The organism is Rhodanobacter aciditrophus (assembly GCF_050026795.1).
In the GTDB taxonomy this organism is placed as follows: Bacteria; Pseudomonadota; Gammaproteobacteria; order Xanthomonadales; family Rhodanobacteraceae; genus Rhodanobacter_A.
In genome coordinates this window covers 243890-266072 of the sequence record NZ_JALBWP010000012.1, presented here as the reverse complement: position 1 = coordinate 266072, position 22183 = coordinate 243890, and the positions used below count along the sequence as shown (strand labels likewise).

At 68.5% G+C, this 22183-nt stretch carries 18 protein-coding genes; 11 read left to right on the top strand and 7 right to left on the bottom strand.

Translation table 11 applies throughout. From position 1 onward, the window contains the following. Positions 1–15: 15 nt before the first annotated feature. Entirely contained in the window at positions 16–231 is a 216-nt protein-coding gene (locus ACQGNW_RS14240; protein WP_426663872.1) for a DUF2934 domain-containing protein, read from the top strand. 14 nt (positions 232–245) lie between these two features. Beyond that, the gene (glgP, locus tag ACQGNW_RS14235) at positions 246–2741 is read left to right on the top strand and encodes an alpha-glucan family phosphorylase (RefSeq protein ID WP_426663871.1); all 2496 of its coding nucleotides are present in this window, start codon (positions 246–248) and stop codon (positions 2739–2741) included. 19 nt (positions 2742–2760) lie between these two features. On the opposite strand, the gene ACQGNW_RS14230 is transcribed toward glgP, so the two are convergent. Together ACQGNW_RS14230 and ACQGNW_RS14225 are read right to left on the bottom strand one after the other, a co-directional pair. Next, on the bottom strand, positions 2761–4848 hold the full coding sequence (locus ACQGNW_RS14230; protein ID WP_426663870.1) for an ABC transporter permease: 2088 nt from the start codon (positions 4846–4848) through the stop codon (positions 2761–2763). Positions 4849–4863: 15 nt separating this feature from the next. Continuing rightward, positions 4864–6105: an efflux RND transporter periplasmic adaptor subunit gene (locus ACQGNW_RS14225; protein WP_426663869.1), complete on the bottom strand. Its 1242-nt coding sequence runs from the start codon at positions 6103–6105 to the stop codon at positions 4864–4866. A 302-nt stretch (positions 6106–6407) separates the two neighbouring features. Between ACQGNW_RS14225 and ACQGNW_RS14220 the strand changes: the two genes are divergently transcribed. Genes ACQGNW_RS14220 through ACQGNW_RS14200 form a run of 5 tightly spaced genes read left to right on the top strand, consistent with a single transcriptional unit; the run spans position 6408 to position 11548 of the window. Next, a complete protein-coding gene (locus tag ACQGNW_RS14220) occupies positions 6408–7391 on the top strand; it encodes an HlyD family secretion protein (protein ID WP_426663868.1) in 984 nt (327 codons plus the stop codon). Beyond that, positions 7388–8326, top strand: a complete 939-nt coding sequence (locus tag ACQGNW_RS14215; RefSeq protein ID WP_426663867.1) for an ABC transporter ATP-binding protein — start codon at positions 7388–7390, stop codon at positions 8324–8326. The genes ACQGNW_RS14220 and ACQGNW_RS14215 overlap by 4 nt, the downstream gene beginning before the upstream one ends. Continuing rightward, positions 8323–9276, top strand: a complete 954-nt coding sequence (locus ACQGNW_RS14210) for an ABC transporter ATP-binding protein (protein ID WP_426663866.1) — start codon at positions 8323–8325, stop codon at positions 9274–9276. The genes ACQGNW_RS14215 and ACQGNW_RS14210 overlap by 4 nt, the downstream gene beginning before the upstream one ends. Then, complete coding sequence (locus tag ACQGNW_RS14205) at positions 9273–10409, top strand: ABC transporter permease (protein ID WP_426663865.1); 1137 nt, start codon at positions 9273–9275, stop codon at positions 10407–10409. Before ACQGNW_RS14210 ends, ACQGNW_RS14205 begins: the two co-directional genes overlap by 4 nt. Positions 10410–10414: 5 nt before the next feature. Then, on the top strand, positions 10415–11548 hold the full coding sequence (locus tag ACQGNW_RS14200) for an ABC transporter permease (protein ID WP_426663864.1): 1134 nt from the start codon (positions 10415–10417) through the stop codon (positions 11546–11548). Between the two features lie 15 nt (positions 11549–11563). On the opposite strand, the gene mgtA is transcribed toward ACQGNW_RS14200, so the two are convergent. The 4 genes from mgtA to ACQGNW_RS14180 form a co-directional block, all read right to left on the bottom strand. Continuing rightward, positions 11564–14113 carry a magnesium-translocating P-type ATPase gene (gene mgtA / locus ACQGNW_RS14195; protein ID WP_426663863.1) on the bottom strand — a complete coding sequence of 850 codons (2550 nt, stop codon included), beginning with the start codon at positions 14111–14113 and terminating at the stop codon, positions 11564–11566. A 54-nt stretch (positions 14114–14167) separates the two neighbouring features. Next, positions 14168–14665 carry a hypothetical protein gene (locus ACQGNW_RS14190; RefSeq protein WP_426663862.1) on the bottom strand — a complete coding sequence of 166 codons (498 nt, stop codon included), beginning with the start codon at positions 14663–14665 and terminating at the stop codon, positions 14168–14170. 186 nt (positions 14666–14851) lie between these two features. After that, a complete protein-coding gene (locus ACQGNW_RS14185; RefSeq protein WP_426663861.1) occupies positions 14852–15124 on the bottom strand; it encodes a hypothetical protein in 273 nt (90 codons plus the stop codon). After that, entirely contained in the window at positions 15121–15564 is a 444-nt protein-coding gene (locus tag ACQGNW_RS14180; protein ID WP_426663860.1) for a deoxyribodipyrimidine photo-lyase, read from the bottom strand. The genes ACQGNW_RS14185 and ACQGNW_RS14180 overlap by 4 nt, the downstream gene beginning before the upstream one ends. 473 nt (positions 15565–16037) lie before the next feature. On the opposite strand from ACQGNW_RS14180, the gene ACQGNW_RS14175 reads away from it, so the two are divergent. Further along, positions 16038–17609, top strand: coding sequence for a GH39 family glycosyl hydrolase (locus ACQGNW_RS14175; protein WP_426664775.1), 1572 nt, complete (start codon positions 16038–16040; stop codon positions 17607–17609). Positions 17610–18214: 605 nt separating this feature from the next. On the opposite strand, the gene ACQGNW_RS14170 is transcribed toward ACQGNW_RS14175, so the two are convergent. Next, positions 18215–18430, bottom strand: a complete 216-nt coding sequence (locus ACQGNW_RS14170; protein ID WP_426663858.1) for a ribbon-helix-helix protein, CopG family — start codon at positions 18428–18430, stop codon at positions 18215–18217. Between the two features lie 117 nt (positions 18431–18547). On the opposite strand from ACQGNW_RS14170, the gene hyfB reads away from it, so the two are divergent. From hyfB to ACQGNW_RS14155, 3 genes are read left to right on the top strand one after another with little or no spacing between them, the layout of a single operon-like run. Continuing rightward, positions 18548–20563: a hydrogenase 4 subunit B gene (gene hyfB / locus ACQGNW_RS14165; RefSeq protein ID WP_426663857.1), complete on the top strand. Its 2016-nt coding sequence runs from the start codon at positions 18548–18550 to the stop codon at positions 20561–20563. Then, complete coding sequence (locus tag ACQGNW_RS14160; protein ID WP_426663855.1) at positions 20560–21513, top strand: respiratory chain complex I subunit 1 family protein; 954 nt, start codon at positions 20560–20562, stop codon at positions 21511–21513. Before hyfB ends, ACQGNW_RS14160 begins: the two co-directional genes overlap by 4 nt. A gap of 3 nt (positions 21514–21516) precedes the next feature. After that, positions 21517–22182, top strand: coding sequence for a formate hydrogenlyase (locus ACQGNW_RS14155; RefSeq protein WP_426663854.1), 666 nt, complete (start codon positions 21517–21519; stop codon positions 22180–22182). Position 22183 lies beyond the last annotated feature (1 nt).

Sequence of the window (22183 nt, the reverse complement as noted above, 5' to 3'; positions counted from 1 at the left end):
GCGGAGGATGTCGCCATGGCGGGAACGAACCAGCAGCAGCCGGGGGAGGACCGGCCGGAACCGCGGCCACCGCATGCGTGGCTGCCCACGCCGATCGACGCCGAGGCGCGCCGCTCGATGATCGCGCAGGCCGCCTACTTCCGGGCCGAGAAGCGCGGCTTCGCCACGGGCTGCGAGCTGGACGACTGGCTCGAGGCCGAGCGCGAGATCGCGCGCATGCTCGACGAGTGACTGCGTCGACGCGCATGTATCCCGTCCTGCCACGAGTCCTGCCATCCGGCCTCGAAGCGCTGACCGCACTGGCGCTCGACCTGCGCTGGATGTGGAACCACGCCGTGGATGCGCTGTGGATGCAGGTGGATGCCGAGCTGTGGAACCACACGCACAACCCGTGGGTGGTGCTGCAGAGCGCTCCGCTGCACCGGCTCGAGCAGCTCGCCGGCGACGAAACCTTCGCCGCGCAGCTGAAGGCGGCGGCGGCGGACCGGCGCCGCTACCTCGATGCCCCCGGGCTGTGCGCGCTCCGTTCGCCGCGCGACGTGCCCGGCGGCGTGGCCTACTTCAGCATGGAGTTCGGCCTCAGCGAGGCCCTGCCGCTGTATGCGGGCGGGCTGGGCGTGCTGGCCGGTGACTACCTCAAGACGGCCAGCGACCTGGGTCTGCCGATGGTGGGCGTGGGGCTGCTGTACCAGGAAGGCTACTTCCGCCAGACCATCGATACCGGCGGCAGCCAGCGCGAGGCCTTTCCGTACAGCGATCCCACCGGGCTGCCGATCCAGCCCCTGCTCGGTCCGGACGGCGCCTGGATGGAACTGGAACTGCCCTTGCCGGGGCGGGTGCTGCGCCTGCGCGTATGGCAGGCTAACGTGGGCCGGGCACTGCTGTACCTGCTGGACAGCAACCACGTGCGGAACGGACCGGTGGATCGCGGCATCACCTCCAAGCTGTACAGCGGGGGCGCGGAGATGCGCCTGCTGCAGGAAGTGGTGCTGGGCATCGGCGGATGGGCCCTGCTGGATACCCTCGACAGCAGGGTGGACGTATGCCACCTCAACGAAGGACACGCGGCGCTGGCCGTGCTGGAGCGCGCCAGGCGCTGCATGCACAAGCAGAACCTGTCGTTCCAGGAGGCCTGGTGGGCGACGCGGGCCGGCAACGTCTTCACCACGCACACGCCGGTCGCCGCGGGCTTCGACGCGTTCGCTCCGTCGCTGATCTACAAGTACGCGCGTGACCTGCTGGCCGACTGCCGGCTGTCCCTGCGCGAGCTGCTCGCGCTGGGGCGCGCCGACCCGGCCGACGACCGCGAGCCTTTCAACATGACCTACCTCGCGCTGCGCGGCTGTGCGCAGTCGAGCGCGGTGAGCCGCCTGCATGGCGCAGTCAGCCGCGAGCTGTTCGGCGGCCTGTATCCGCGCTGGCCGATCGACGAGGTGCCGGTGCGGCACGTCACCAACGGCGTGCACGTGCCGTCGTGGGATTCCAGCTGGGCGGACGCGTTGTGGACCCAGGCCTGCGGCAAGGACCGCTGGCTGGTCGATTCGGCCTGCCTCGCGTCGCCGGTGGCCACCTGCGACGACGCGGTGCTGTGGGAGCTCGCCGCCAACGAGCGGCGCGACCTCGTGCACTACACGCGCGATCGGCTCGCCCGGCAGCTCGGGCAGCGCGGCGAGTCCCCGCAGCGGGTTGCCCTCGCCTGGCAGGTTCTCGACCCGAACATCCTCACGCTGGGCCTCGCCCGCCGGTTCGCCGAATACAAGCGCATGAACCTGCTGCTGCACGACAAGGAGCGCCTGGCGCGCATGCTGACCAGCGCGTCGCGGCCCATGCAACTGATCATCGCGGGCAAGGCGCACCCCGACGACGAACTGGGCAAGCAGCAGGTGCGCGCGTGGGTGGAGTTCACGCAGCGCCCGGAGCTGCGCGGGCGCGTGGTGTTCCTCGAGGATTACGATCTCGCGCTGGCGCAGCAGCTGGTGCAGGGCGTGGACGTCTGGATCAACACCCCGCGCCGTCCCTGGGAGGCCTGCGGCACCAGCGGCATGAAGGCGCTGGTCAACGGCGGGCTCAACCTCTCCTCGCTGGACGGCTGGTGGGCGGAAGCGTACGACCCGGCCTGCGGCTGGGCCATCGACGGCCACGGCGGCGACGCCGAGGATGCCGAGTGCCTGTATGGCCTGCTGGAGGAGGACGTGGTGCCGTGCTTCTACGAGCGCGATGCGCAGGGCATCCCGCGCCGGTGGATCGAGCGCATGCGGGCCAGCATGTCGCGGCTCGCGCCACAGTTCAGCAGCAACCGGATGCTGCTGGACTACCTGGACCGCTTCTACGTTCCCGCCACGCGCGCCTTCAGGCATCGGCAGCAGCAGGGTTCCCGCCTGGGGCGCGATCTGAACGCGTGGAGCGCGGCCGTGTCCGCGCAATGGCACGAGGTGCGCTTCGGCGAGATGGAGGTCGCGTCCGAGGGCGACCAGTGGCGCTTCCACCTCCACGTCTACCTGGGCGACGTGCGTCTGGAATGGGTGAGGGTGGAGCTGTATGCCGAGCAGGGCGGTGGCCTGCCCGCCGCGTGCATTCCCATGCAGGGCGACGTGCCGATCAGCGGCGCCATCGGCGGCTATGTGTTCTCGGCGCTCGTGCCGGCGGACCGCGCCGCCGACCGCTACACGCCGCGCGTGCGTCCCTGGCGCGAGGATGCCTTCCTCCCTGCCGAGCTGCCGCTGATCCAGTGGCAGCGGTGACGCTCCGGGCGGCAGGCACTCACTCGTAACGCAGCGCTTCGATCGGGTTGAGCAGCGACGCCTTGCGTGCGGGGTAGTAGCCGAAGAACACGCCCACCGCCGCCGAGAAGCCGAAGCCCGCGAGGATCGCCGCGGCGGAGATCAGCGTCGGCCAGTGCGCGATCCATGAAATCACCTGCGACGCGGCCAGGCCGCCCAGGATGCCCGCGGCGCCGCCGGTGATGCTGAGGAACACCGCCTCGGCGAGGAACTGCAGCAGCACGTGCAGCCGCCGCGCGCCGATCGCCATGCGCAGGCCGATCTCCCGCGTGCGCTCGGTCACCGACACCAGCAGGATGTTCATGATCCCGATGCCGCCCACCACCAGCGAGATCGAGGCCACCGTGGCCAGCAGCAGGGCCATCACCCGGCTGCTGCCCTCGGCCGTCTGCTGGATCTGGCTGAGGTTGCGTACCGCGAAGTCGTTGGGATCGCCGGCGCGGATGTGGTGGCGGCGCGCCAGGGTGGCGGCGACCTGGTCCAGCGCAGTGGGCACCAGCTGGGGCGTCTCGGCCTGCACCAGGATCTGGTTGACGTAGCCGGTCAGGCGCGGCGTGATCGCGTAGGGATTGACCGGGGGCGGGAAGTTGGGATTGCCCGCCGCCAGCGCGGCGCTCGGCGCGGCCACGCCGAGCACCTTGGCCTGCGCCGTGGTGAACGGGATCATCAGCAGGTCGTCCTGGTCCTGGCCGAAGGCGGTCTGTCCCTTGGAGGCCAGCAGGCCGACCACGCGCACCGCCTTGCCTTTCACCAGGATCGTGGCGCCCACCGGGTTTTCCGTCTCGCCGAACAGCTGGTTGCGCACCGTGGCGCCGAGCAGCGCCACCATCGCCGAATCGTCGAAATCCTGCTTGCCGAAGGGCCGGCCCGCGGCGATCTTCCAGTTCGTCACCTCAGCGTAGTCCTCCGACACGCCCAGCACCACGGTGTTCCAGTTGTTGTCGCCGTACTGGGTCTGCCCGCCCTGCCGGATCAGGTACGCCACCGTGCCGACCGCGGCATCCTCCCGGCGGATGGCCGTGGCGTCCGCGACGGTCAGCGTGGACGCGCTGCCGAACCCCGCCCGCGCGCCGCCCGAGGTGACCGCGCCGGGCACCACCACCAGCAGGTTGGTGCCCAGGCTCTGGATCTGCCGCTTCACCGCCTCGTTGGCACCTTCGCCCACCGCCACCATCGCGATCAGCGCGGCCACGCCGATGAAGATGCCGAGCATGGTGAGCGCGGAACGCACCTTGTTGCGCGCGATGGCCTGGGCCGCGGTGATCGCGATCATGCGGGCAAAGCCCGACGTCACCACCGTGTCGGCAGGGGCGGCCGCCGGCGGGGCGGTGCCGGTCGGCATCGGTGCGTCGCCGGCATCGACGGTGCGGGCATTCGGCGCATCCGAAACGATGCGCCCGTCGCGCATGGTGATGATGCGGTCGGCATAGGCGGCGATGTCGGCCTCGTGGGTCACCACCACCACGGTCACGCCGCGCTCCAGGTTGAGCGCGCGCAGCGTGCGCATGATGTCGTGCGAGGTGTGCGTGTCGAGGTTGCCGGTGGGCTCGTCCGCCAGCAGCAGTCCCGGCTGGTTGATCAGCGCCCGGGCGATGGCCACGCGCTGCTGCTGGCCGCCGGACAGCTGCCCCGGACTGTTGCCGCCGCGCCGCTCCAGTCCCAGGTCCTCCAGCATCCTGGTGGCGCGCGCCAGGCGCTCGGCATGCCGCGCGGCACCGGCGCCGGCGTAGAACAGCGGCAGGGCGACGTTCTCCACCGCGCTGGTGCGCGGCAGCAGGTTGAAGCTCTGGAACACGAAGCCGATGCGGTCGCTGCGGATGCGGGCGAGCGCGGGTTCCTCGAGTCCGGCCACGTCGGTGCCCTGGAACAGGTAGCGACCGGCGGTGGGGCTGTCGAGGCAGCCCAGCAGGTGCATCAGCGTGGATTTCCCCGACCCCGAGGCGCCGATGATCGCGACGAACTCGCCCGCGTCGATGCGCAGCGAGACGTCGTCCAGCGCGCGCACTTCGGTGTCCCCGGCGCGGTAGGTCCGCGACACGTGCTGGAGATCGATGACGGGTCCGGCCATGGCAGTGCGGCCGTGTCACAGGCGGAGCCGGGGCGTGGCGCCGGCAGCCGCCGGTCCGGTGGTGCTGCGCTCGCCGACGATGACCGTCTGGCCGGGCTTCAACGTGCCGCCGGTGACTTCGCTGAAGCTGTCGTCGTCGAGCCCGAGGGTGACCGCGACGGCGACCGGGCGGCCGTCGACGAGCGTCCAGACCTGCTTTTCCCCATGGGGCCGCGCCGGCACGGCCACGGTGGAAGGGCTGTAGCGCAAGGCCTGGTCGGGAACGCGCAGCACGCTCGCGCGCGCATCGACGACGATCCGGGCGGTGGCGGTCATGCCGGGCTTGAGCAACTGGTCGCGGTTGTCCACGCCGAGCACGACGTCGTAGGTGACAACGTTCTGGATCGTCTGCGGCGCCTGGCGGACCTGCACGACCGTCGCGTCGAACAGGCGGTCGGGGTAGCTTTCGACGTGGAAGCTGGCGCGTTGTCCTTGGCGGATGAAACCGATGTCGGTCTCGCTGACGTTCGTGTCCACCTGCATGCGCGTCATGTCGGTGGCGATCAGGAACAGCGTGGGCGTCTGGAAACTCGCGGCGACGGTCTGGCCGACGGTCACGTTGCGCGACACCACCGTGCCGTCGACGGGCGAGACGATGTCCGTGTAGCCGAGGTTGACCTGCGCGGTGTCGAGCGCGGCCTGGCGGCTGGCGATGTTCGCGCGGTCCAGCACGATCTGGGCGGCGGCTTCGTCGTGGGCGCTGCGCGCCGCGTCGAGCGTGTCCCTGGAGACGTAGCCGGTGCCGGCGAGCGACACGTCGCGCTGGTAGGTCGCCTTCGCGTAGGCCAGCGCAGCCTGGTCCTTGGCCAGTTGCGCCTTGGCGTTGGCGAGATTGGCCTGCGCGGACGCGACCACGGTCTGGTACGGCCGCGGGTCGATCCTGGCGCAGACCTGTCCCTTCTTCACCTGCGTGTTGAAGTCGCAGGAAATCGACTGGATCACGCCGGAAACGTACGAACCGACGATGATCGTGAGCACCGGGTTGATGGTGCCGGTGGTGGTCACCGTCCTGGCGATGGGGCCGACGGTCGCGGTGGCGGTCACGTAGGCCGGTGCGCGGGCGGCCATCCGCGAGCGATGGATGGCCCAGCCTGCCGTCGCGGCGGCCAGTATCGCCAGCACGGCGGCAGCGATCGCCTTCCGGTGGCGCGGGCGCCTGCCGGTCGGTGGCGCCGCGGCCGGAGCCGGTGGCGCCGTTGGGGTCGTATCGTCGTGCATGCGAAGGGCCGCTTCCCTTGCCGGTCGTCGCATCTTCGCGCCGGGAACGGCGGGTCCGTTGACGTGCATCAATCGTTCGCGCGGCGCCGCGGGCGTCCGGTCGCGGAACGTGGCCTGGCGCGACGAGGGCGGGAGGCGCGAGTCCGGCAACCGTGCGGTTGATGCACGTCAACATCGCGCAGGGAGCCGCTTTCGATACTTCCTCGGCCATCCCTGTTGCCGGGCTGCCGCATGAAACGTCGAGGTCGAAAGCCCTGCGCCGCCGGGCGCGTGCGCCACGCCGGGGCCGGCGAGGGATGCGCATGAGCCGGCGCCTGTTCGTGGCTGGCGCGCTCGTCCTGGCCATCGCGGGGATGGGCTACGCGGTGGTTCGCCACGGCTTGCCGGCGCACTGGTTCGGCGGTGGCGGACCGCCCGCGACGCTCACGCTGTCCGGCAACATCGAAGCCCACGAGAGCGTGCTCAGTTTCAGGACGGTGCAGTCGCGCATCGTCGCGCTGCCCTTCGACGAAGGGCAGTGGGTGAAGAAGGGCACGCTGATCGCGCGGGTGGACGACGCGGACTATCGCCAGGAGGTCGCGATCGCCCGCTCCGGCGTCGCCACGCAGGAGCGTGCGCTGGAAGCCTCCGGGAGCAACCTGTCGGCCGCGCTGAAGGTGCTGGCCGCCGACGAGGCGGACCTGCACTACAAGACGCTCAACGACGCGCGCCTGCGGAAGCTGGCGGCCAGCGGCTACGTGTCCCGCGACAGCCGCGACCTGGCCGATGCGGCCGTGCGCGGGGCGCAGGCGGTGCTCGAGCGCGACCGCGCGCTGGCCAACGCGGCGGAAGGCAACCTGCAGCTGGCGATGGCCAACGTCCGCGATGCTAAGGAAGCGCTCAAGCTGGCGCAGATCAACGAGGGCTACACCTCGCTGGTGGCGCCCATCGACGGTGTGATCCTGGTCAGGCAGGCTGAGCTCGGCGAGGTCGTGGTGCCGGGCACGCCGGTGGTGACGATCGCCGATCTGGACCACGTCTGGCTGCGCGCCTACATCAATGAACCGGACATCGGCCGGGTGCGTTTCGGCCAGTCCGCCGAGGTGACCACGGACAGCTTCCCCGGGCGCCGCTACCCCGCGCGGGTGTCGTTCATCAGCGACCAGGCCGAGTTCACCCCCAAGAGCGTGGAGACCCATGCCGAGCGCGTCACGCTGGTGTATCGCGTGCGCATCGACGTGGCCAACCCGTCGCACGACTTGGTGCCGGGCATGCCCGCCGACGCCACGCTGCGCCTGTCGCCATGAACGCGACCCCGGTCACCGTGGCCGCGGCGGGCCTGAGCAAGCGCTTTGGCGGGGTGGCGGCCGTCGATGGACTCGACCTGGAGGTCAAGAGCGGCGAGATCTTCGGGCTGGTCGGGCCGGACGGCGCCGGCAAGACCACCACGCTGCGCATGCTCGCGGCCGTGATGGCGCCGGACGCGGGCACGGTGGAGGTGGGCGGCGTCGACGTGGTGGCCGCGCCCGAGCAGGTGCGCGAGCGGATCAGCTACATGCCGCAGCGCTTCGGCCTGTACGAGGACCTCACCGTCGACGAAAACATCCGCTTCTACGCCGACCTGTTCGGCGTGTCGCCGAAGCTGCGCGAGGCGCGCGCCGCGCGCCTGCTGGACGCCTCGTCGATGGGGCATTTCCGCAAGCGGCTGGCCGGCCAGCTGTCCGGCGGCATGAAGCAGAAGCTGGGCCTGGCGTGTTCGCTGGTGCATGCGCCGAGCATCGTGCTGCTGGACGAGCCCACCACCGGCGTGGACCCGCTGTCCCGCCGCGAGTTCTGGCAGATCCTCTACGGCCTGCGCGGCGAGGGCGTGACGCTGCTGATCTCCACCGCCTACCTGGACGAGGCGGAGCGTTGCGACCGGCTGGCCCTGCTGCATGCCGGGCGCCTGCTGTACTGCGACACGCCGGCGGCGTTGCGCGCGCGCATGCCGGGCGCGCTGGCGGAGTTCGCCTCGGCCACGCCGCGGCGGCTGCGCGACGCGCTCGCCCATGCGCCGGGCGTGCTTGGCGTGCTGCTGGTCGGCAACGGCATCCACGTGCACATGGACCAGGCCGGGCGCCTGCCGGCGCTGCAGGCGCAGCTGCGCGAAAGCGGCATCGCCTGCGACGACGCGCGCATCGTGCCGCCGTCGATCGAGGACCTGTTCGTCGCGCTGCTCGGCGACGAGGGAGCGACGCCGTGAGCGCGCCCGCGGTCATTGCGGTGCGCTCGCTGCGCAAGCGCTTCGGCGACTTCGAGGCCGTGGCAGGCATAAGCTTCGACGTCGGCCGGGGGGAGATACTCGGCTTCCTCGGGCCCAACGGCGCCGGCAAGTCGACGGTGATCCGCATGCTGTGCGGCCTGTTGCGGCCGACCTCGGGGCAGCTGCTGGTCGATGGGGTCGACGTCGTCCGCGCGCCGGAAGCGGCGCGGCAACGCATCGGCTACATGTCGCAGAAGTTCTCGCTCTACGGCAACCTCACGGTGCTGGAGAACCTGCGCTTCTTCGGCGGGGTGTACGGCGTGGACCGCGGGCTGATCGGCGGACGCATCCGCGACGCGCTGAAGATGGCGGGGCTCGCCGCGCACGCCGACGCGCCGGTGCGCGACCTGGCCAGCGGCTGGAAGCAGCGGCTGGCGCTGGGCTGCGCGATCCTGCACCGGCCCAGGGTGCTGGTGCTGGACGAGCCCACCTCCGGCGTCGACCCGCTGTCGCGGCGGCGCTTCTGGGATCTCATCCACGACCTGTCGTCGCAGGGCGTCACCGTGCTCGTCTCCACCCACCACATGGACGAGGCGGAGTACTGCAACCGCGTGGCGCTGATCAACCGCGGCAGCGTCGTGGCGCTGGACACGCCGGAGCGGATCCGCCGCCGCGCGTTGGACGGCGAACTGGTGGAGATCCGCGGCGCGCCGCTGGGGCGCGTGCTGGAGCTGCTCTCGACGTATGCACCGGCGCGCGACGTGGCAGTGTTCGGCAGCACGGTGCATGCCCTGCTGGCCCATGTCCGGGAGGAGGGCGGGCGGCTGGCGGCGTTCCTCGCCAGCCAGGGCGTTGCCGACGTCGCCGTGCGGCGCATCGAGCCCAGCCTGGAGGACGCCTTCGTGCGCATGATCGGCGCGCAGGCGCGTGAAGCGGGACGCCCGGCATGAAATTCCGGCGCATCCGCGCGCTGGCCGTGAAGGAGCTGCGCCAGGTGGTGCGCGACCCGCGTAGCCTCATGCTGGCGCTGGCGATGCCGATCATGCAGCTGTTCCTGCTCGGCTACGGGGTGAACCTGGACATCTCCCACGTGCCGGTGTGCGTGTACGACCAGGAGGGTAGCCAGTTCAGCCAGAGCCTGCTCAAGCGCGTGCAGGCCTCACCCTACTTCCGAATCGTGCGCAACCTGCACAGCATGCGCGAGATCGCCCCGGTGATGGACGGCGGCACCTGCCGCCTCGCCCTGGTGGTGCCGGCCGATTTCTCGCGCGAGGTCGTGCTGCAGCGGCATGCCGCCGTGCAGGCGGTGGTGGACGCCACGGACGACAACACGGCCACGCTGGCCACGGCTTATGCCAGGGCGGTGGTCGCCGGCTTCTCGCACGATGTGCAGTTGAACCTGATGGAGCGGACGAACGGCATGCCATTGCAGCTCGCGCCCGTCGTGGAGCAGTCGCGCGTCTGGTTCAACGAGGATCTGGAGAGCCGCAACTTCATCATCCCCGGCGTGGTGGCGCTGGTGCTGGCGCTGGTCGGCGCGCAGCTCACCTCGCTGACGATCGCGCGCGAATGGGAGCGCGGCACGATGGAACTGCTGATCTCCACGCCGGTGACGCCGATGGAACTGCTGCTCGGCAAGCTGGCGCCGTACTTCGCGATCGGCCTGGTGGACGCGGCGATCTGCCTCGCGGTGGCCGTGTACTGGTTCCACGTCCCGTTCCGCGGCCAGCTTGCGGTGCTCTTGCTGACCACCTCGCTGTTCCTGACGGTGGTGCTCAGCGTCGGCTATTTCGTTTCGGTGTCGATTCCCAACCAGGTCGGCGCCAGCCAGATCGCGCTGTTCCTCACCATCATGCCGATCTCGCTGCTGTCGGGTTACGCCTTCCCGATCGACCAGATGCCGGCGCCGATCCGCCTCATCACGTATGCCATCTACGCGCGTTACTACGTGACGATTCTGAAGTCGCTGTTCCTGAAGGGTTCCGGCCTGCTCGACCTGTGGCTGCCGGTGATGGCGTTGGCCGGCTACGCGGTGGTGATGGCGCTGCTGGCCGCGCGGGCGTTCCGCAAGCGCATCGGGTGACGGCCATGTTCGGGCGCATCTGGCATCTCCTTGTCAAGGAATTCATCGAGCTGCGCCGCGACCGCTGGGCGCGCTTTCGCCTGCTGGTGCCGCCGCTGGCGCAGGTGCTGGTATTCGGCTACGCGGCGACCTTCGAGGTGTTCGGCGTGTCCACCGCGGTGCTGGACATGGACCATTCGCAGGAGAGCCGGGCGCTGGTCGCCGAGTTCGCCAACAACCCCCATTTCCGCATCGTGCGCATAGCGTCCTCGCAGCGCGAGGCGGAGGCCGCCATCGACGACAGCAGCGCGGCGGTGGCCATCATCGTGCACGCCGGCTTCGCCCAGCTGCTGCGCAAGGGGCAGCCGGCGCCCGTGCAGGTGCTGGTCGACGGCACCAATTCCAATTCCGCACTGATCGCCCTGGGTTACGTCAGCGCGATCGTCAACGGCTACTCCCGGCGCTACCAGGGCGACCTGCTCGGGCGGCTGAATCCCCGCATCGCGGGCAGCCTGGCGACCGTCACGCTGGACGACCGGCCCTGGTACAACACCAGCCTCAACAGCCGCTGGTTCTTCGTGCCGGGCGTGATTGCCACCATCACGCTGGTGATGGTGGTCAACCTCACCGCCTTCGCCATCGTGCGCGAGCGAGAGGTCGGCACGCTGGAGCAGCTGATGGTCACGCCGATCCGTCCGTTCGAGCTGATCGTGGGCAAGGTGATCCCGTTCTTCTGCGTCGGCCTCGGGCTGGTCGCGGTGATCACGCTGGTGGGCACGCTGTGGTTCCAGGTGCCGCTCCGGGGCAGCCTGCTGGTGCTGCTGCTGGGCACCTCGCTGTACCTGCTGAGCACGCTCTCGCTGGGGCTGATGATCTCCACCGTGTGCAAGACCCAGCAGCAGGCGTTCGCGACGAACTTCTTTTTGGTCAACCCGCTTTTCATCCTTTCCGGCTTCAGTTTTCCCATCTCCAGCATGCCGCCGTTCCTGCAGTGGCTGACCTATGCCAATCCGGTGCGCTACTTCATCGTGATCATCCGCGCGGTGTTCCTGAAGGGCGTGGGCGTGGCGGTGCTGGCGCCGCAGCTGCTCGCGCTGGCGGCCATCGGCGCCGTCCTGACGGCGGCGGCGACGCTGCGCTTCCGCAAGTCGGTCGACTGACTGCCCGGCACCGTCTCAACGCCGACGGCGGCCCCGCGCCAGGTGCCGGTAGACCGGGCGCTTGATCGCTTCCGAGGCGGCCACGTACAGCGCGGTGATCGCCAGCACTGCCGCGAGGATCCGCCCGGGCAGCGGGACGAAGCCGAGCAGCAGCGCGTCCGGCAGGTAGGGCAGGGCGATCGCCACCAGCGACGTCGCGACCACGCCCCATTTCAGGAACCGCCCGGGATGGCTGCGATAGAACGGACGGTAGGTGCGGATCGCCAGCAGCACCCACAGCTCGGTGAGCAGCGACTCCACAAACCAGCCGGTGCGGAACAGCTGGTGGCTGCCGCCCGCCAGTTCCAGCAGCACGGCGAAGGTGAGCAGGTCGAACACGGTGCTGGTCAGCCCGAAGGCGAGCATGGCGCGGCGGATCAGCCGGATGTCCCAGCGGTGCGGCGTGCGCTCCCACTCGCGGTCGACGTTGTCGCCGGCGATGCCCATCGACGGCACGTCGGCGAGGAAGTTGTTGAGCAGGATCTGCTTGGCCAGCAGTGGCAGGAACGGCAGGTAGATCGAGGCCAGCGCCATGCTGATCATGTTGCCGAAGTTGCCGCTGGTGACGATGAAGATGTACTTGATGGTGTTGGCGAAGGTGTGCCGGCCCTCGTCGATGCCGCGGCGGACGACGCCGAGGTCGTGCCGCAGCAGCACGAAATCCGCCGCGTCCTTGGCCACGTCCACCGCGGTGTCCACCGAGATGCCGACGTCGGCCGCGTGCAGGGCGGGGGCATCGTTGATGCCGTCGCCGAGGTAGCCCACCACGTGGCCGGTCTTGCGCAGCGCCGTGATGATGCGTTCCTTCTGGTTGGGCTCGATCTCGGCGAACAGCGTGGTCGACGGCGCGCGCTGCCACAGCGCCTCGTCGCCCAGGCGCTGCAGCTCGGCGCCGGTGAGCACGCCGCCGACCTTCATGCCGATGCCCTCGGCAACGTGCCGCGCCACGTGGCGGTTGTCGCCGGTGACGACCTTGACCTCGACGCCCAGTTTGCCCAGCGCCGCCAGTGTCGCCCTGGCCTGCGGCTCGGGCGGGTCGAAAAAAAGCAGGAAGCCCTCCAGGGTCATCCCGGCCTCGTCCTCCCGGCCGTAGCGTTCCTTCGCGGGCAGCGCCTTCGAGGCCACGGCGAGGACGCGGAAGCCCTGGGTGCTCCAGTCGACGAAGCGTTCCGTCAGTTCCGCCCGCAGGGTCTCGTCGAAGGCGACCTCGCGCCGGTCGATGCGGGCGAGGGCACAGATGTCGAACACGTTCTCCACCGCGCCCTTGGTGAGCATCACGGCGCCCGGCGGCACGGCCGTGCCCGTCACGATGCTGAGGCGCCGGCGCTGGAAGTCGTAGGGGATCTCGTCGATCTTGGTCGCCGCTTCCGTGTCCACGCCTTCGCGCCCGCTGCGCGCCACCACGGCATCGTCCAGCGCGTTGCGGATGCCGGTCTGCAGGCGCGCGTTGAGGGCGGCCAGGCGCAGTACCTCGGCCGAGGGCCGGCCGTGCGGATCGACGGCGGCGTCCAGCTCGATCACGCCGCGCGTGAGGGTGCCGGTCTTGTCGGTGCACAGCACGTCCATGCTGCCCAGGTTCTCGATCGCGTTCAGCCGCTTGACGATGACGCCCTCGCGCGCCATCGCCCGCGCGCCGTGCGAGAGCGTGATGGTCAGGATCGCCGGCAGCAGTTCCGGCGACAGCCCCACCGCCAGCGCCGCGGCGAACAGCAGGGTATCGATGGTCGGGCGGTGCAGCAGGATGTTGGCCGCGAGCACCACCACCACCACGGTCAGCATCAGCCGGATCAGGAAGCCGCCGAAGCGGCGCAGCCCGCGTTCGAACTCGGTCTCCGGCGGCCGCAGCATCAGCCGGTCGGCGATGCCGCCGAAGACGGTGCTCCGCCCGGTATCCACCGCCACGGCGCGCGCCCAGCCGCTGCGCACCGAGGTGCCCATGAACACGCAGTTGGTGCGCGCGGCCAGCGCCGCATCGGCGGCGCACATGCCCGCGCGCTTCTCCACCGGCAGCGTCTCGCCGGTCAGCATGGCCTGGTTGAGGAAGCAGTCGCGCGCTTCCAGCAGCCGTGCGTCGGCCGGCACCAGCGCGCCCGCCGACAGCTCGACGATGTCGCCCGGCACCATCTCGGCGGCGGGGATCGTGCGCAGGGTGCCGTCGCGCACCACGTCGGCAGTGATGCCCACGCGCCGCCGCAGCGCCTCGATGGCCGCCGAGGCGCGGTATTCCTGCACGAAGCTGAGCACCGCCGTCAGCAGCACGATGCCCAGCACGATCCAGGCGTCGATCCACTCGCGCACGAGCAGCGAGACCAGCGCGGCGACCAGCAGGATCACCACCAGCGGACTGGCGAAGCGGCCCAGCAGCAGGCGCAGCCACGGCCGCGCCGTGCCGGCGGCGAGCGCGTTGCGCCCGAACCGCTTCAGGCGTGCCGCCGCTTCCGGGCTCGCCAGTCCGTTCCTGCCGGAATCGAGCGTGGCCAGCACCTCGCCATCCGGCCGCGCCCAGTAGCTTTCGACGTGGCTCATGCGCACCTCGATCCATGCCGGACGGGCGCGTGGCGACCGCTGGAGTCCGCTTGCCTACTTCGTCCTGCCGGCGGGCCTGGGCGCCTCGCTGGCGTGCCTGGCCGGTTTCGCGCCGGGCTTGCTGATCCTGAAGCCGCTGATCGCGATGCCGGCGTTGAAGCCGTCGCCCTTGCCGGCCAGCAGCAGCGACACGTTGCCCTTGGTCAACGCCCGGGCGGTGCCCGCCCGGGACACCCCGATGTCCCCGCTGACCGCCAGGTAGTCGCCCAGCACGTCCTCGATCCGGGCGACGTGGGTGAACGTGCCCCGGCCGTCGGTGATCTTCCACTTGCCCGCGGTGATGCCGATGCCCCTGGCGCGGATGGCCACGGGCATCGACGAGCCGTCCTTGCAGGTGACCGTGCCTTCGCCCACCGCGCTGGCGTACAGCGCCGACCACTCGCTGGAGGTGAATGTGAGGCTGCAGCGCAGATCGCGCCCGGCGGCGGCAGCGATGGATGAGGTTGCCGCCAGCAGGGCGGCCGCGAGCAGCACGGGCATCGACTTGTTCATGACATGCTCCTTCGTGGGGCGAAACGGGCGCCATGCGGCGCTCCGTCCACCCTAGGGCGGGTCCGGCCGCTGCCGTTGATCCTGGTCAAAGCTTCCCCGCGAGGGCAGCGGGCGAAACACCAGGTCGAAGCGCTTGCGTGCGGCGGCGACCAGGCCGCCGCACGCCTGCCGGAAACCGGCGGGGCGCTACAACGCCAGCCACGCGAACAGGTACAGCGTGTCGTTGTCCGACGCATGCCGCCCCGCGCCGTCGACATCGGTTACCAGGCCGCTGAAACGCGTGTACCAGGTGTATTGCAGCCCCACCCGCAGGTTGGCGAGCGGCTCCTTCCACGAATCCGCCTTGCCGAACGGGTTCCAGTCGTGCTCGGCGATCCCGCCCCGGGTGTCGGGGCGGCCGTTGTTGCCGTACAGCGCAAGGTCGCGGCTGCCGTCGTCGGCGAATTCGCCCAGCGTCACGCCCCAGGTGCTGGCGCACGCAGCGTGGGCAGCCTGTCGCCGCGCGCGACGTGCAGCGTGGCGCCCTGCGCCGCGAGGCGCTGCTGCAAGGCTTCGAGCGAGGGGTGCAGCCACCAGCGACTGGCCGCGCCGGGCCCCCAGGGCGCCTCCTCGTGCGGGGCGTGCAGATGCACCGGCAGCACCCGTTCGTGTGCGGCGCAGGCGGCGACCAGCGCGGGCTGGTCGGCCAGTCGGAGGTCGCACCGGAACAGAACAAGAGCTGCATCATGGCGGGTGGGTGAAGAATTGCTCACGGCTGTCGCCACCCTTTGTCGATCCTGAACTCTATCGCGATAGCGTCGCGAGCGATTGGGGCTGGTTATCGAGGACAGGGAGGGGCGGCCTTCAAACGTGCGTACGTTCGATTGATCGCCTTCTGAACCGTGGAAGCGATCGTTCATTTCATCAGGCAACGGCTGTGCATTGCCAACGCGCTGGTCAAGTCAGCGTATCTGCACCATGCCGGCGGCATTGAGTGCGAAGTCCTACACGGCAAGGTTCTCGCCGACACAGTGGGGCGCACCGATCACCTTATGCGAAGCGATCCCTGCATCCCGAGGGCTTCGTTGCGAAATTGATCACCTTGCATTGCGATTATTTGTTCGATCGCGCCGATGGGGCGGAAGGGCGCAGCCAGGCGTGACAGACTGCGCTGAAAGACCGCGAATTGCTTAGCCACTCATCCTGTTGCACTCCGGACCGACCATTGCGGCTCGCATCGTGCATCCCTTGCCTGCCCGTGACTGCACAGCATTCAGCAGGCTTCGCACAGGGATCGCCCGCAGGATCCAGGTACGGACATTTGGAACGAAGACGTCCAACCGACGCGTGGAGGCGGCAGAGGATGCGATCAAGAGAGCTGTTGGGAAAGTCATTGCGAAACGGCGTGCTGCCTGCGCTGGTGATGGCGTTTACCGTCGTATCGTCGCGGGCAATGCCCCAGCCGGACACACGAACGGTCATCGTGGATGTCGCCAGGGCGAACCGTCCGCTCGATCGCTTTTTCAATTTCTCGGTCGGCTCGGACTACCCCGGTACGCTGATGCGCCCCGACGCGCAGGCACATCTGCGGATGGCGGTCGACGAGCTCGGATTCCGCTATATCCGCTTCCACGCGATCTTCCACGACATTCTCGGCACGGTCAGGATCGTCGACGGCAAGACGGTCTATGACTGGAACCAGATCGATCGGCTCTACGACGACCTGCTGAGCAAGCGCATCCGGCCCTTCGTGGAATTGGGCTTCACGCCCGAAGCGCTGGCGACCTCGGATCAGACGATCTTCTACTGGAAGGGCAACACCTCGCATCCCAAGCCACAAGGCTGGCACAACCTTGTCGATGCCTTCATCCGGCACCTCGAGACGCGCTACGGCCCCGCCGAGGTGCGCCGCTGGTATTTCGAGGTCTGGAACGAGCCCAATCTGGGTGGCTTCTGGCAGGGTGCGGACCAACAGGCCTATTTCCGGCTCTACGACCTAACCGCCCGCACGATCAAGGCGATCGATCCCGATCTCCAGGTGGGCGGACCCGCCACCGCAGGCGCGGCATGGGTTCCGGAATTCCTGGCCCATGCGGCCGCCAACCATACCCCGGTCGACTTCGTCACCACGCACAGCTACGGCGTCGACGGCGGCTTCCTCGACGAGCACGGCCAGAGCGACACCAAACTCTCGGCCAATCCCGACGCGATCATCGGTGACGTCAAAAAGGTGCGCGCACAGATCGCCGCTTCGGCGTTTCCGGATCTGCCGCTTTACTTCACCGAATGGAGCAGCAGCTACACGCCGCGCGATGCCGTGCACGATTCCTATATCAGCGCTCCCTACATCCTGTCGCGCCTCAAGGCAGTGGAAGGCGATGTCCAGGGCATGAGCTACTGGACCTATTCCGACCTGTTCGAGGAGCCCGGCCCACCCACCGCGCCTTTCCAGGGCGGCTTTGGCTTGATCAACCCCAAGGGGATCCGCAAGCCGGCCTTCTTCGCCTACAAATATCTGAACGAACTCGATGGGCGAGTCATTCCCACTGCCGATGCCCAGGTCATGGCGACGACGGGCGGCGGCGATACCGAGGTGCTGCTGTGGGATTGGCAGCAGCCAAGGCAGTCGGTGAGCAATCGGCCCTTCTACACGAAATTGGTGCCGTCCACGGCTGCGGCGCCAGCCCACATCCGCTTCGAACATTTGAAGGCAGGGAGCTATCTCCTGCGGGCGTTCCGCACGGGCTATCGTCACAACGACGCCTATTCCGCTTATATCGAGATGGGCCTGCCCAAGACGCTCGATCAGTCACAACTGCGCAAGCTGGAACGACTCACTCGGGACCTGCCCTTCATCAATCGCACCGTGACCGTCAGCAACGACGGTCACTATGAGCTCGACCTGCCGGTGCGGAGTAACGACGTCGTCCTCGTGAAACTTTCACTGGTGCAATCAACAAAATAGTGAAGACCGGGTCCTGGGTGGCCTCAAGGATTAACTACCGAGGTACGCTCAGAAGCGATAGGACAGCGCAAGCGCAAAGACGTCACGCGACGCTGCCAGGTGACGCGGCGATGATGTTGCACGCCTCCTGGTTGGTGCTCTTCCGATAGGCGCCATATGCCGTCAGGCAGCCGGAGAACATAGAGCGGCAGCGCACTGTGCCGAACTCGGGTTCTGTCCGGTCTGGTGCTCCACGACAGTGACCGCGAAGCGCAGCGGCAGGCGGCGGGCTAGCGCTGCCAGCGTGCTCTCGATGGCGCTCGACTCGCGATCTGCGGGAGGGCACAACTGCGGTGCGACGCCCCGAAGCCAGCCTGGAGCGGGCGCGCGCTGCGTGAATGCACGATCCCCCCGCAGGGACTGCAATCCGGCCAAGGATTGCGCAAGCATCGACCAAGCAGTCGACGCCGCGGGCCAACAGAGGACCTGCACGTCGATGTGCTTGTCCTTGGTGCTCGTGTGGCATTCACCGAGAAATGCCACCTGCACTGGACGCATTCCATGCAGGGTCCGCAAAACGCAGGGGGGCACTGGCTGCCGCGGCGGTTGGCCGTCGGCGTGGGTGCCTATCCATTGCTGACACGGTCACGCCGTTTCGCCGGGAGCGCCTCATCCTCGGCGTGCCAGGGACGGCCGGAGGTGCGTTCGATGTATTCACGAATGAGCCGACGCACGACCTGGGACGGCGTCGCGTCCTCCGCTGCACAAAGGCGCTCGAAGACGGCTTTCTTGCGGGGGTCGATCAGGATCGTGAGTCGGGCAGTGCGATTCTCGATGGTCATGGGAGTATTCTCCAACTTACACATGAATCAATCTGCATGATAATCAAATTATCATAGAGCACGCATGGCAATGCGCTCAGGGGCTACGGGTCTTGCCGTCACTGGTGGAGCGAACACGTGAATGAGTTGATCGCCGCATCGCCGACGGTGACTGCCTTGCTCGGCCTGGTGGCGGCTTGGCTGCTTGTGGGCGGACTCGGCCTGGTACGCCCGACTGGAGTCGGCTGGGTCGCCCGCGTGTTGTTTCCGCTGGGCGCCCTGGTCGGTCTGGGGGTTGCAGCCGCTGGCGTCGCGGCGTTGATGCCAACGTTCGCGACGCAGCAGGTCGTGCTGCCGCTGGGGCTGCCGGACTTGCCTTTCCATGTGCGGCTGGATGCGCTTTCGGGATTTTTCCTGGTGTTGCTGGGTACCGCAGGCGCCGGTATCTCGATCTTTTCGGCAGGCTACTTCCGCGCCGGCGAAGGCACCGCTCCTGGCCTGCTGTGCCTGCAGTACCACGTGTTCCTGGCCAGCATGGCGATGGTGGTGCTTGCCGACGATGCCTACCTGTTCATGGTGGCGTGGGAAACCATGGCGCTCAGCTCCTACTTCCTGGTCACCACCCAGCACCGATTGCCCGAGATCCGCCGCGCCGGCTTTCTTTACCTGTTGATGGCGCATGTCGGAGCACTCGGCATTCTGTTGTGCTTCGGCGTTCTGCATGGCGGCAGCTGGCAGATGACGTTCGACGCCATGCGCGCGTCCACGCTCGCTCCGTTCTGGGCGGGCATCGCGTTCCTGCTGGCCCTCGCCGGGTTCGGCACCAAGGCCGGCATGGTTCCGTTGCACGTGTGGCTGCCGGAAGCCCATCCCGCGGCGCCGTCGCCGGTATCGGCCATGATGAGCGGCCTGATGCTGAAGACCGCCATCTACGGCCTTCTGCGCGTGAGCCTGGATTTGCTGCCCTCCGGTCCGTGGTGGTGGGGTTTGCTGACGCTGGCCATGGGCTTGGGCACGGCGCTGTATGGCGTGGTATTTGCCGCCGTCCAGACCGACATGAAACGGCTGCTGGCCTATTCGTCGATCGAAAACATCGGCCTGATCCTGGCAGGTATCGGCCTGGTGCTGATCTGCCGCACCTTCGATCTGCGGGTGCTGGCCGCGTTGGCGCTGGCCGCCGTGCTGATCCACGCCTTCAACCACGCGCTCTTCAAGAGCCTGTTGTTCCTCGCCACCGGATCGGTCATGCACGCCACCGGGGAGCGCAGTCTCGGCAAGCTGGGGGGATTGATCCGGCGCATGCCTTGGGTCGCGGCGTTCGCCTTGATCGGTTCACTCGCGATCGCGGGCTTGCCGCCCCTCAACGGCTTCGTTTCCGAATGGCTGCTGCTGCAAACGTTCCTGCAGACGCCGCAAATCCCGCATGCCTTCCTCAACATGATCGTCCCGCTGGGCGCCGCGGTCATAGCGCTGGCGGCGGCGCTGGCGGGTTATGTGATGGTCAAGTTCTTTGGCGTGATCTTTCTCGGCCAGCATCGCGAGAGCTCCCTGGCCACGGCCCACGATGCCAGCAGGCTCGAGCGGGTCGGGCTGGCCTGGCTGGCGCTCGGCTGCGTGCTGATCGGCGCTTTCCCGCAGGCTGCGCTCGACGTCGCCGGCCGCGTCACGCAGGCGCTGGTGGGGGCCGCGGCACAGCGTGGTCCCTCGCCGTGGTGGATGACGCCCGTGGCGGCCAATCAGGCGTCCTACAGCGGCTTGTGGTACTGGGCGGGCCTGATCCTCGTGACGGGCGTGACGTTCGCCCTCGTGCGCGGTCTTTATCGCGGACGCAGCCGGCGCACGGTGCCGTGGGACTGCGGCTATCCCTGGCAGACGCCGCGCATGCAGGATTCCGCGGAAGGCTTTGGCCAGCCGATCCGCCATCTTTTTGGCCCGGTCTTCAAGATCGAGCGCGAGGTTCCTCGGCCTTCCGATGCGGCACCGAATTACCGCATCCAGATCGACGACCGATTCTGGGTGGCGTGCTATCAGCCCCTCGGGCGCCTGCTTCAACGTGTCACGGAGCGCATGGCCGTACTGCAGGGCGGGCGGCTGTCCGTCTACCTGCTCTACAGCTTCCTGACCCTGGTCTTCCTGCTGGTGTGCGTGCTGTGACGGTGGCCGTCTATCTCTGGCAGATCGGCGCGTGCCTGTGCGCTATCGGGCTGGCGCCGCTGTTCGCCGGCTGGGTGGGGCAGTGCAGGGCGCTGCTGCAGAACCGCTCCGCGCCGCCCTTGTGGCAGCCCTACCGCATGTTGCGGAAGCTGTTCCACAAGGAAGTCACCTTGGCCAACCATGCCTCCTGGCTTTTCCGCGGCGCGCCGTATGTCGTGTTCGCCGCCATGGTGCTGGCGGCCGCGATCATTCCCTCGCTGGTGACGGAGCTCCCGGCGGCGCGTGTGGCCGATGCGATCGCGTTGGTGGGGCTGTTCGCGACTGCGCGCGTCTTCATGGCCCTGGCGGCGATGGACGTCGGCACGGCCTTCGGTACCCTCGGCGCGCGCCGCGAAATGATGATCGGCTTTCTCACCGAGCCAGCGCTGCTGATGGTGCTTTTCAACGCCTTCCTGATGGCGGGGACGACCGCGTTGCCGGCCATCGTGCAGAACACGCTGACCCAGCCCCACGTGACGCTGCATCCCAGCCTGGCTTTTGCCGCCGTGGCGTTCGTGATGGTGCTGCTGGCCGAAAACGCGCGGCTGCCGATCGACAACCCGTCCACGCATCTTGAGCTGACGATGATCCACGAGGCGATGGTGCTGGAGTACTCCGCACGCCACCTCGCGCTGATCGAATGGGCATCGTGGCTGAAGCTGTTCAACTACGCCTGCATCGGTTTCACGCTGTTTGTGCCCTGGGGTATCGCCACGCATGGCGTCAGCCTCGGCGGCATCGCGCTCGCCATGCTGGCACTCGTCGCCAAGCTGGCGGCGGCGGGCGCCGCCCTGGCGTTCTTCGAGACCACTTCGGCCAAGTTGCGCCTGTTCCGTGCGCCGGAGTTCCTCACGATGGCGTTCCTGCTGGCCGTTCTAGGCCTGCTCGTGCACTTGCTGCTGAGGGGTTGACCGATGCCTGCACCGACTTTCGCCGCACAAGTGCTGCAAACGCTCGCCGGCGCGCTGCTCCTGATCTCCTTTGCCATGCTGGCCGAACGGCGCAGCCGTCGCCTGGTCACGCTGCTGATCTGGCAAGGCGCGGTGCTGGTGACCTCCACCCTGCTGGTCGCGGTGACTGCGCGCCTGCCGCATCTGTTTTTTTCCGCGGCGCTCACCTTGGTGCTGAAGGTCGGCGTGCTGCCGTGGATCCTGCTGCGGCTGATGCGCCGGCTGGGGATCGAGCGGGACAACGAACCGCTGGTGAATGTGCCGACCTTGATGCTGGTCGGCCTGGGGCTGGTGATTTTTGCCTTCGGCTTGGCCCAGCCGATCACGGCGCTCGCCACGACGGTGATCCGGCAGACCCTGGGCATAGCGCTTGCCGTGATTCTGCTGGCGTTGCTGATGATACTCGCGCGGCGCAAGGCGTTCACCCAGGTGATCGGATTCCTGGCGCTGGAAAATGGCCTGTTCTTCGCCGCGACCACCACCACCTACGGCATGCCGATGGTGGTGGAGCTCGGCATCGCACTGGACGTGCTGGTCGGCGTCTTCATCTTCGGCGTGTTCTTTTTCCACATCCGGGAACAGTTCGACAGCCTGGACCTGCATCACCTCGAATCGCTCAGGGAGGATTGAC

What these genes read in the sequence shown, in the direction of transcription:
- mgtA (WP_426663863.1), bottom strand. Translation starts at nt 14,113, where the DNA reads ATGAGCCACGTCGAAAGCTACTGGGCGCGGCCGGATGGCGAGGTGCTG.
- ACQGNW_RS14240 (WP_426663872.1), top strand. Translation starts at nt 16, where the DNA reads ATGGCGGGAACGAACCAGCAGCAGCCGGGGGAGGACCGGCCGGAACCG.
- ACQGNW_RS14230 (WP_426663870.1), bottom strand. Translation starts at nt 4,848, where the DNA reads ATGGCCGGACCCGTCATCGATCTCCAGCACGTGTCGCGGACCTACCGC.
- ACQGNW_RS14220 (WP_426663868.1), top strand. Translation starts at nt 6,408, where the DNA reads ATGAGCCGGCGCCTGTTCGTGGCTGGCGCGCTCGTCCTGGCCATCGCG.
- ACQGNW_RS14180 (WP_426663860.1), bottom strand. Translation starts at nt 15,564, where the DNA reads ATGAACGATCGCTTCCACGGTTCAGAAGGCGATCAATCGAACGTACGC.
- ACQGNW_RS14190 (WP_426663862.1), bottom strand. Translation starts at nt 14,665, where the DNA reads ATGAACAAGTCGATGCCCGTGCTGCTCGCGGCCGCCCTGCTGGCGGCA.
- ACQGNW_RS14200 (WP_426663864.1), top strand. Translation starts at nt 10,415, where the DNA reads ATGTTCGGGCGCATCTGGCATCTCCTTGTCAAGGAATTCATCGAGCTG.
- ACQGNW_RS14170 (WP_426663858.1), bottom strand. Translation starts at nt 18,430, where the DNA reads ATGACCATCGAGAATCGCACTGCCCGACTCACGATCCTGATCGACCCC.
- glgP (WP_426663871.1), top strand. Translation starts at nt 246, where the DNA reads ATGTATCCCGTCCTGCCACGAGTCCTGCCATCCGGCCTCGAAGCGCTG.
- ACQGNW_RS14155 (WP_426663854.1), top strand. Translation starts at nt 21,517, where the DNA reads ATGCCTGCACCGACTTTCGCCGCACAAGTGCTGCAAACGCTCGCCGGC.
- ACQGNW_RS14225 (WP_426663869.1), bottom strand. Translation starts at nt 6,105, where the DNA reads ATGCACGACGATACGACCCCAACGGCGCCACCGGCTCCGGCCGCGGCG.
- ACQGNW_RS14205 (WP_426663865.1), top strand. Translation starts at nt 9,273, where the DNA reads ATGAAATTCCGGCGCATCCGCGCGCTGGCCGTGAAGGAGCTGCGCCAG.
- ACQGNW_RS14215 (WP_426663867.1), top strand. Translation starts at nt 7,388, where the DNA reads ATGAACGCGACCCCGGTCACCGTGGCCGCGGCGGGCCTGAGCAAGCGC.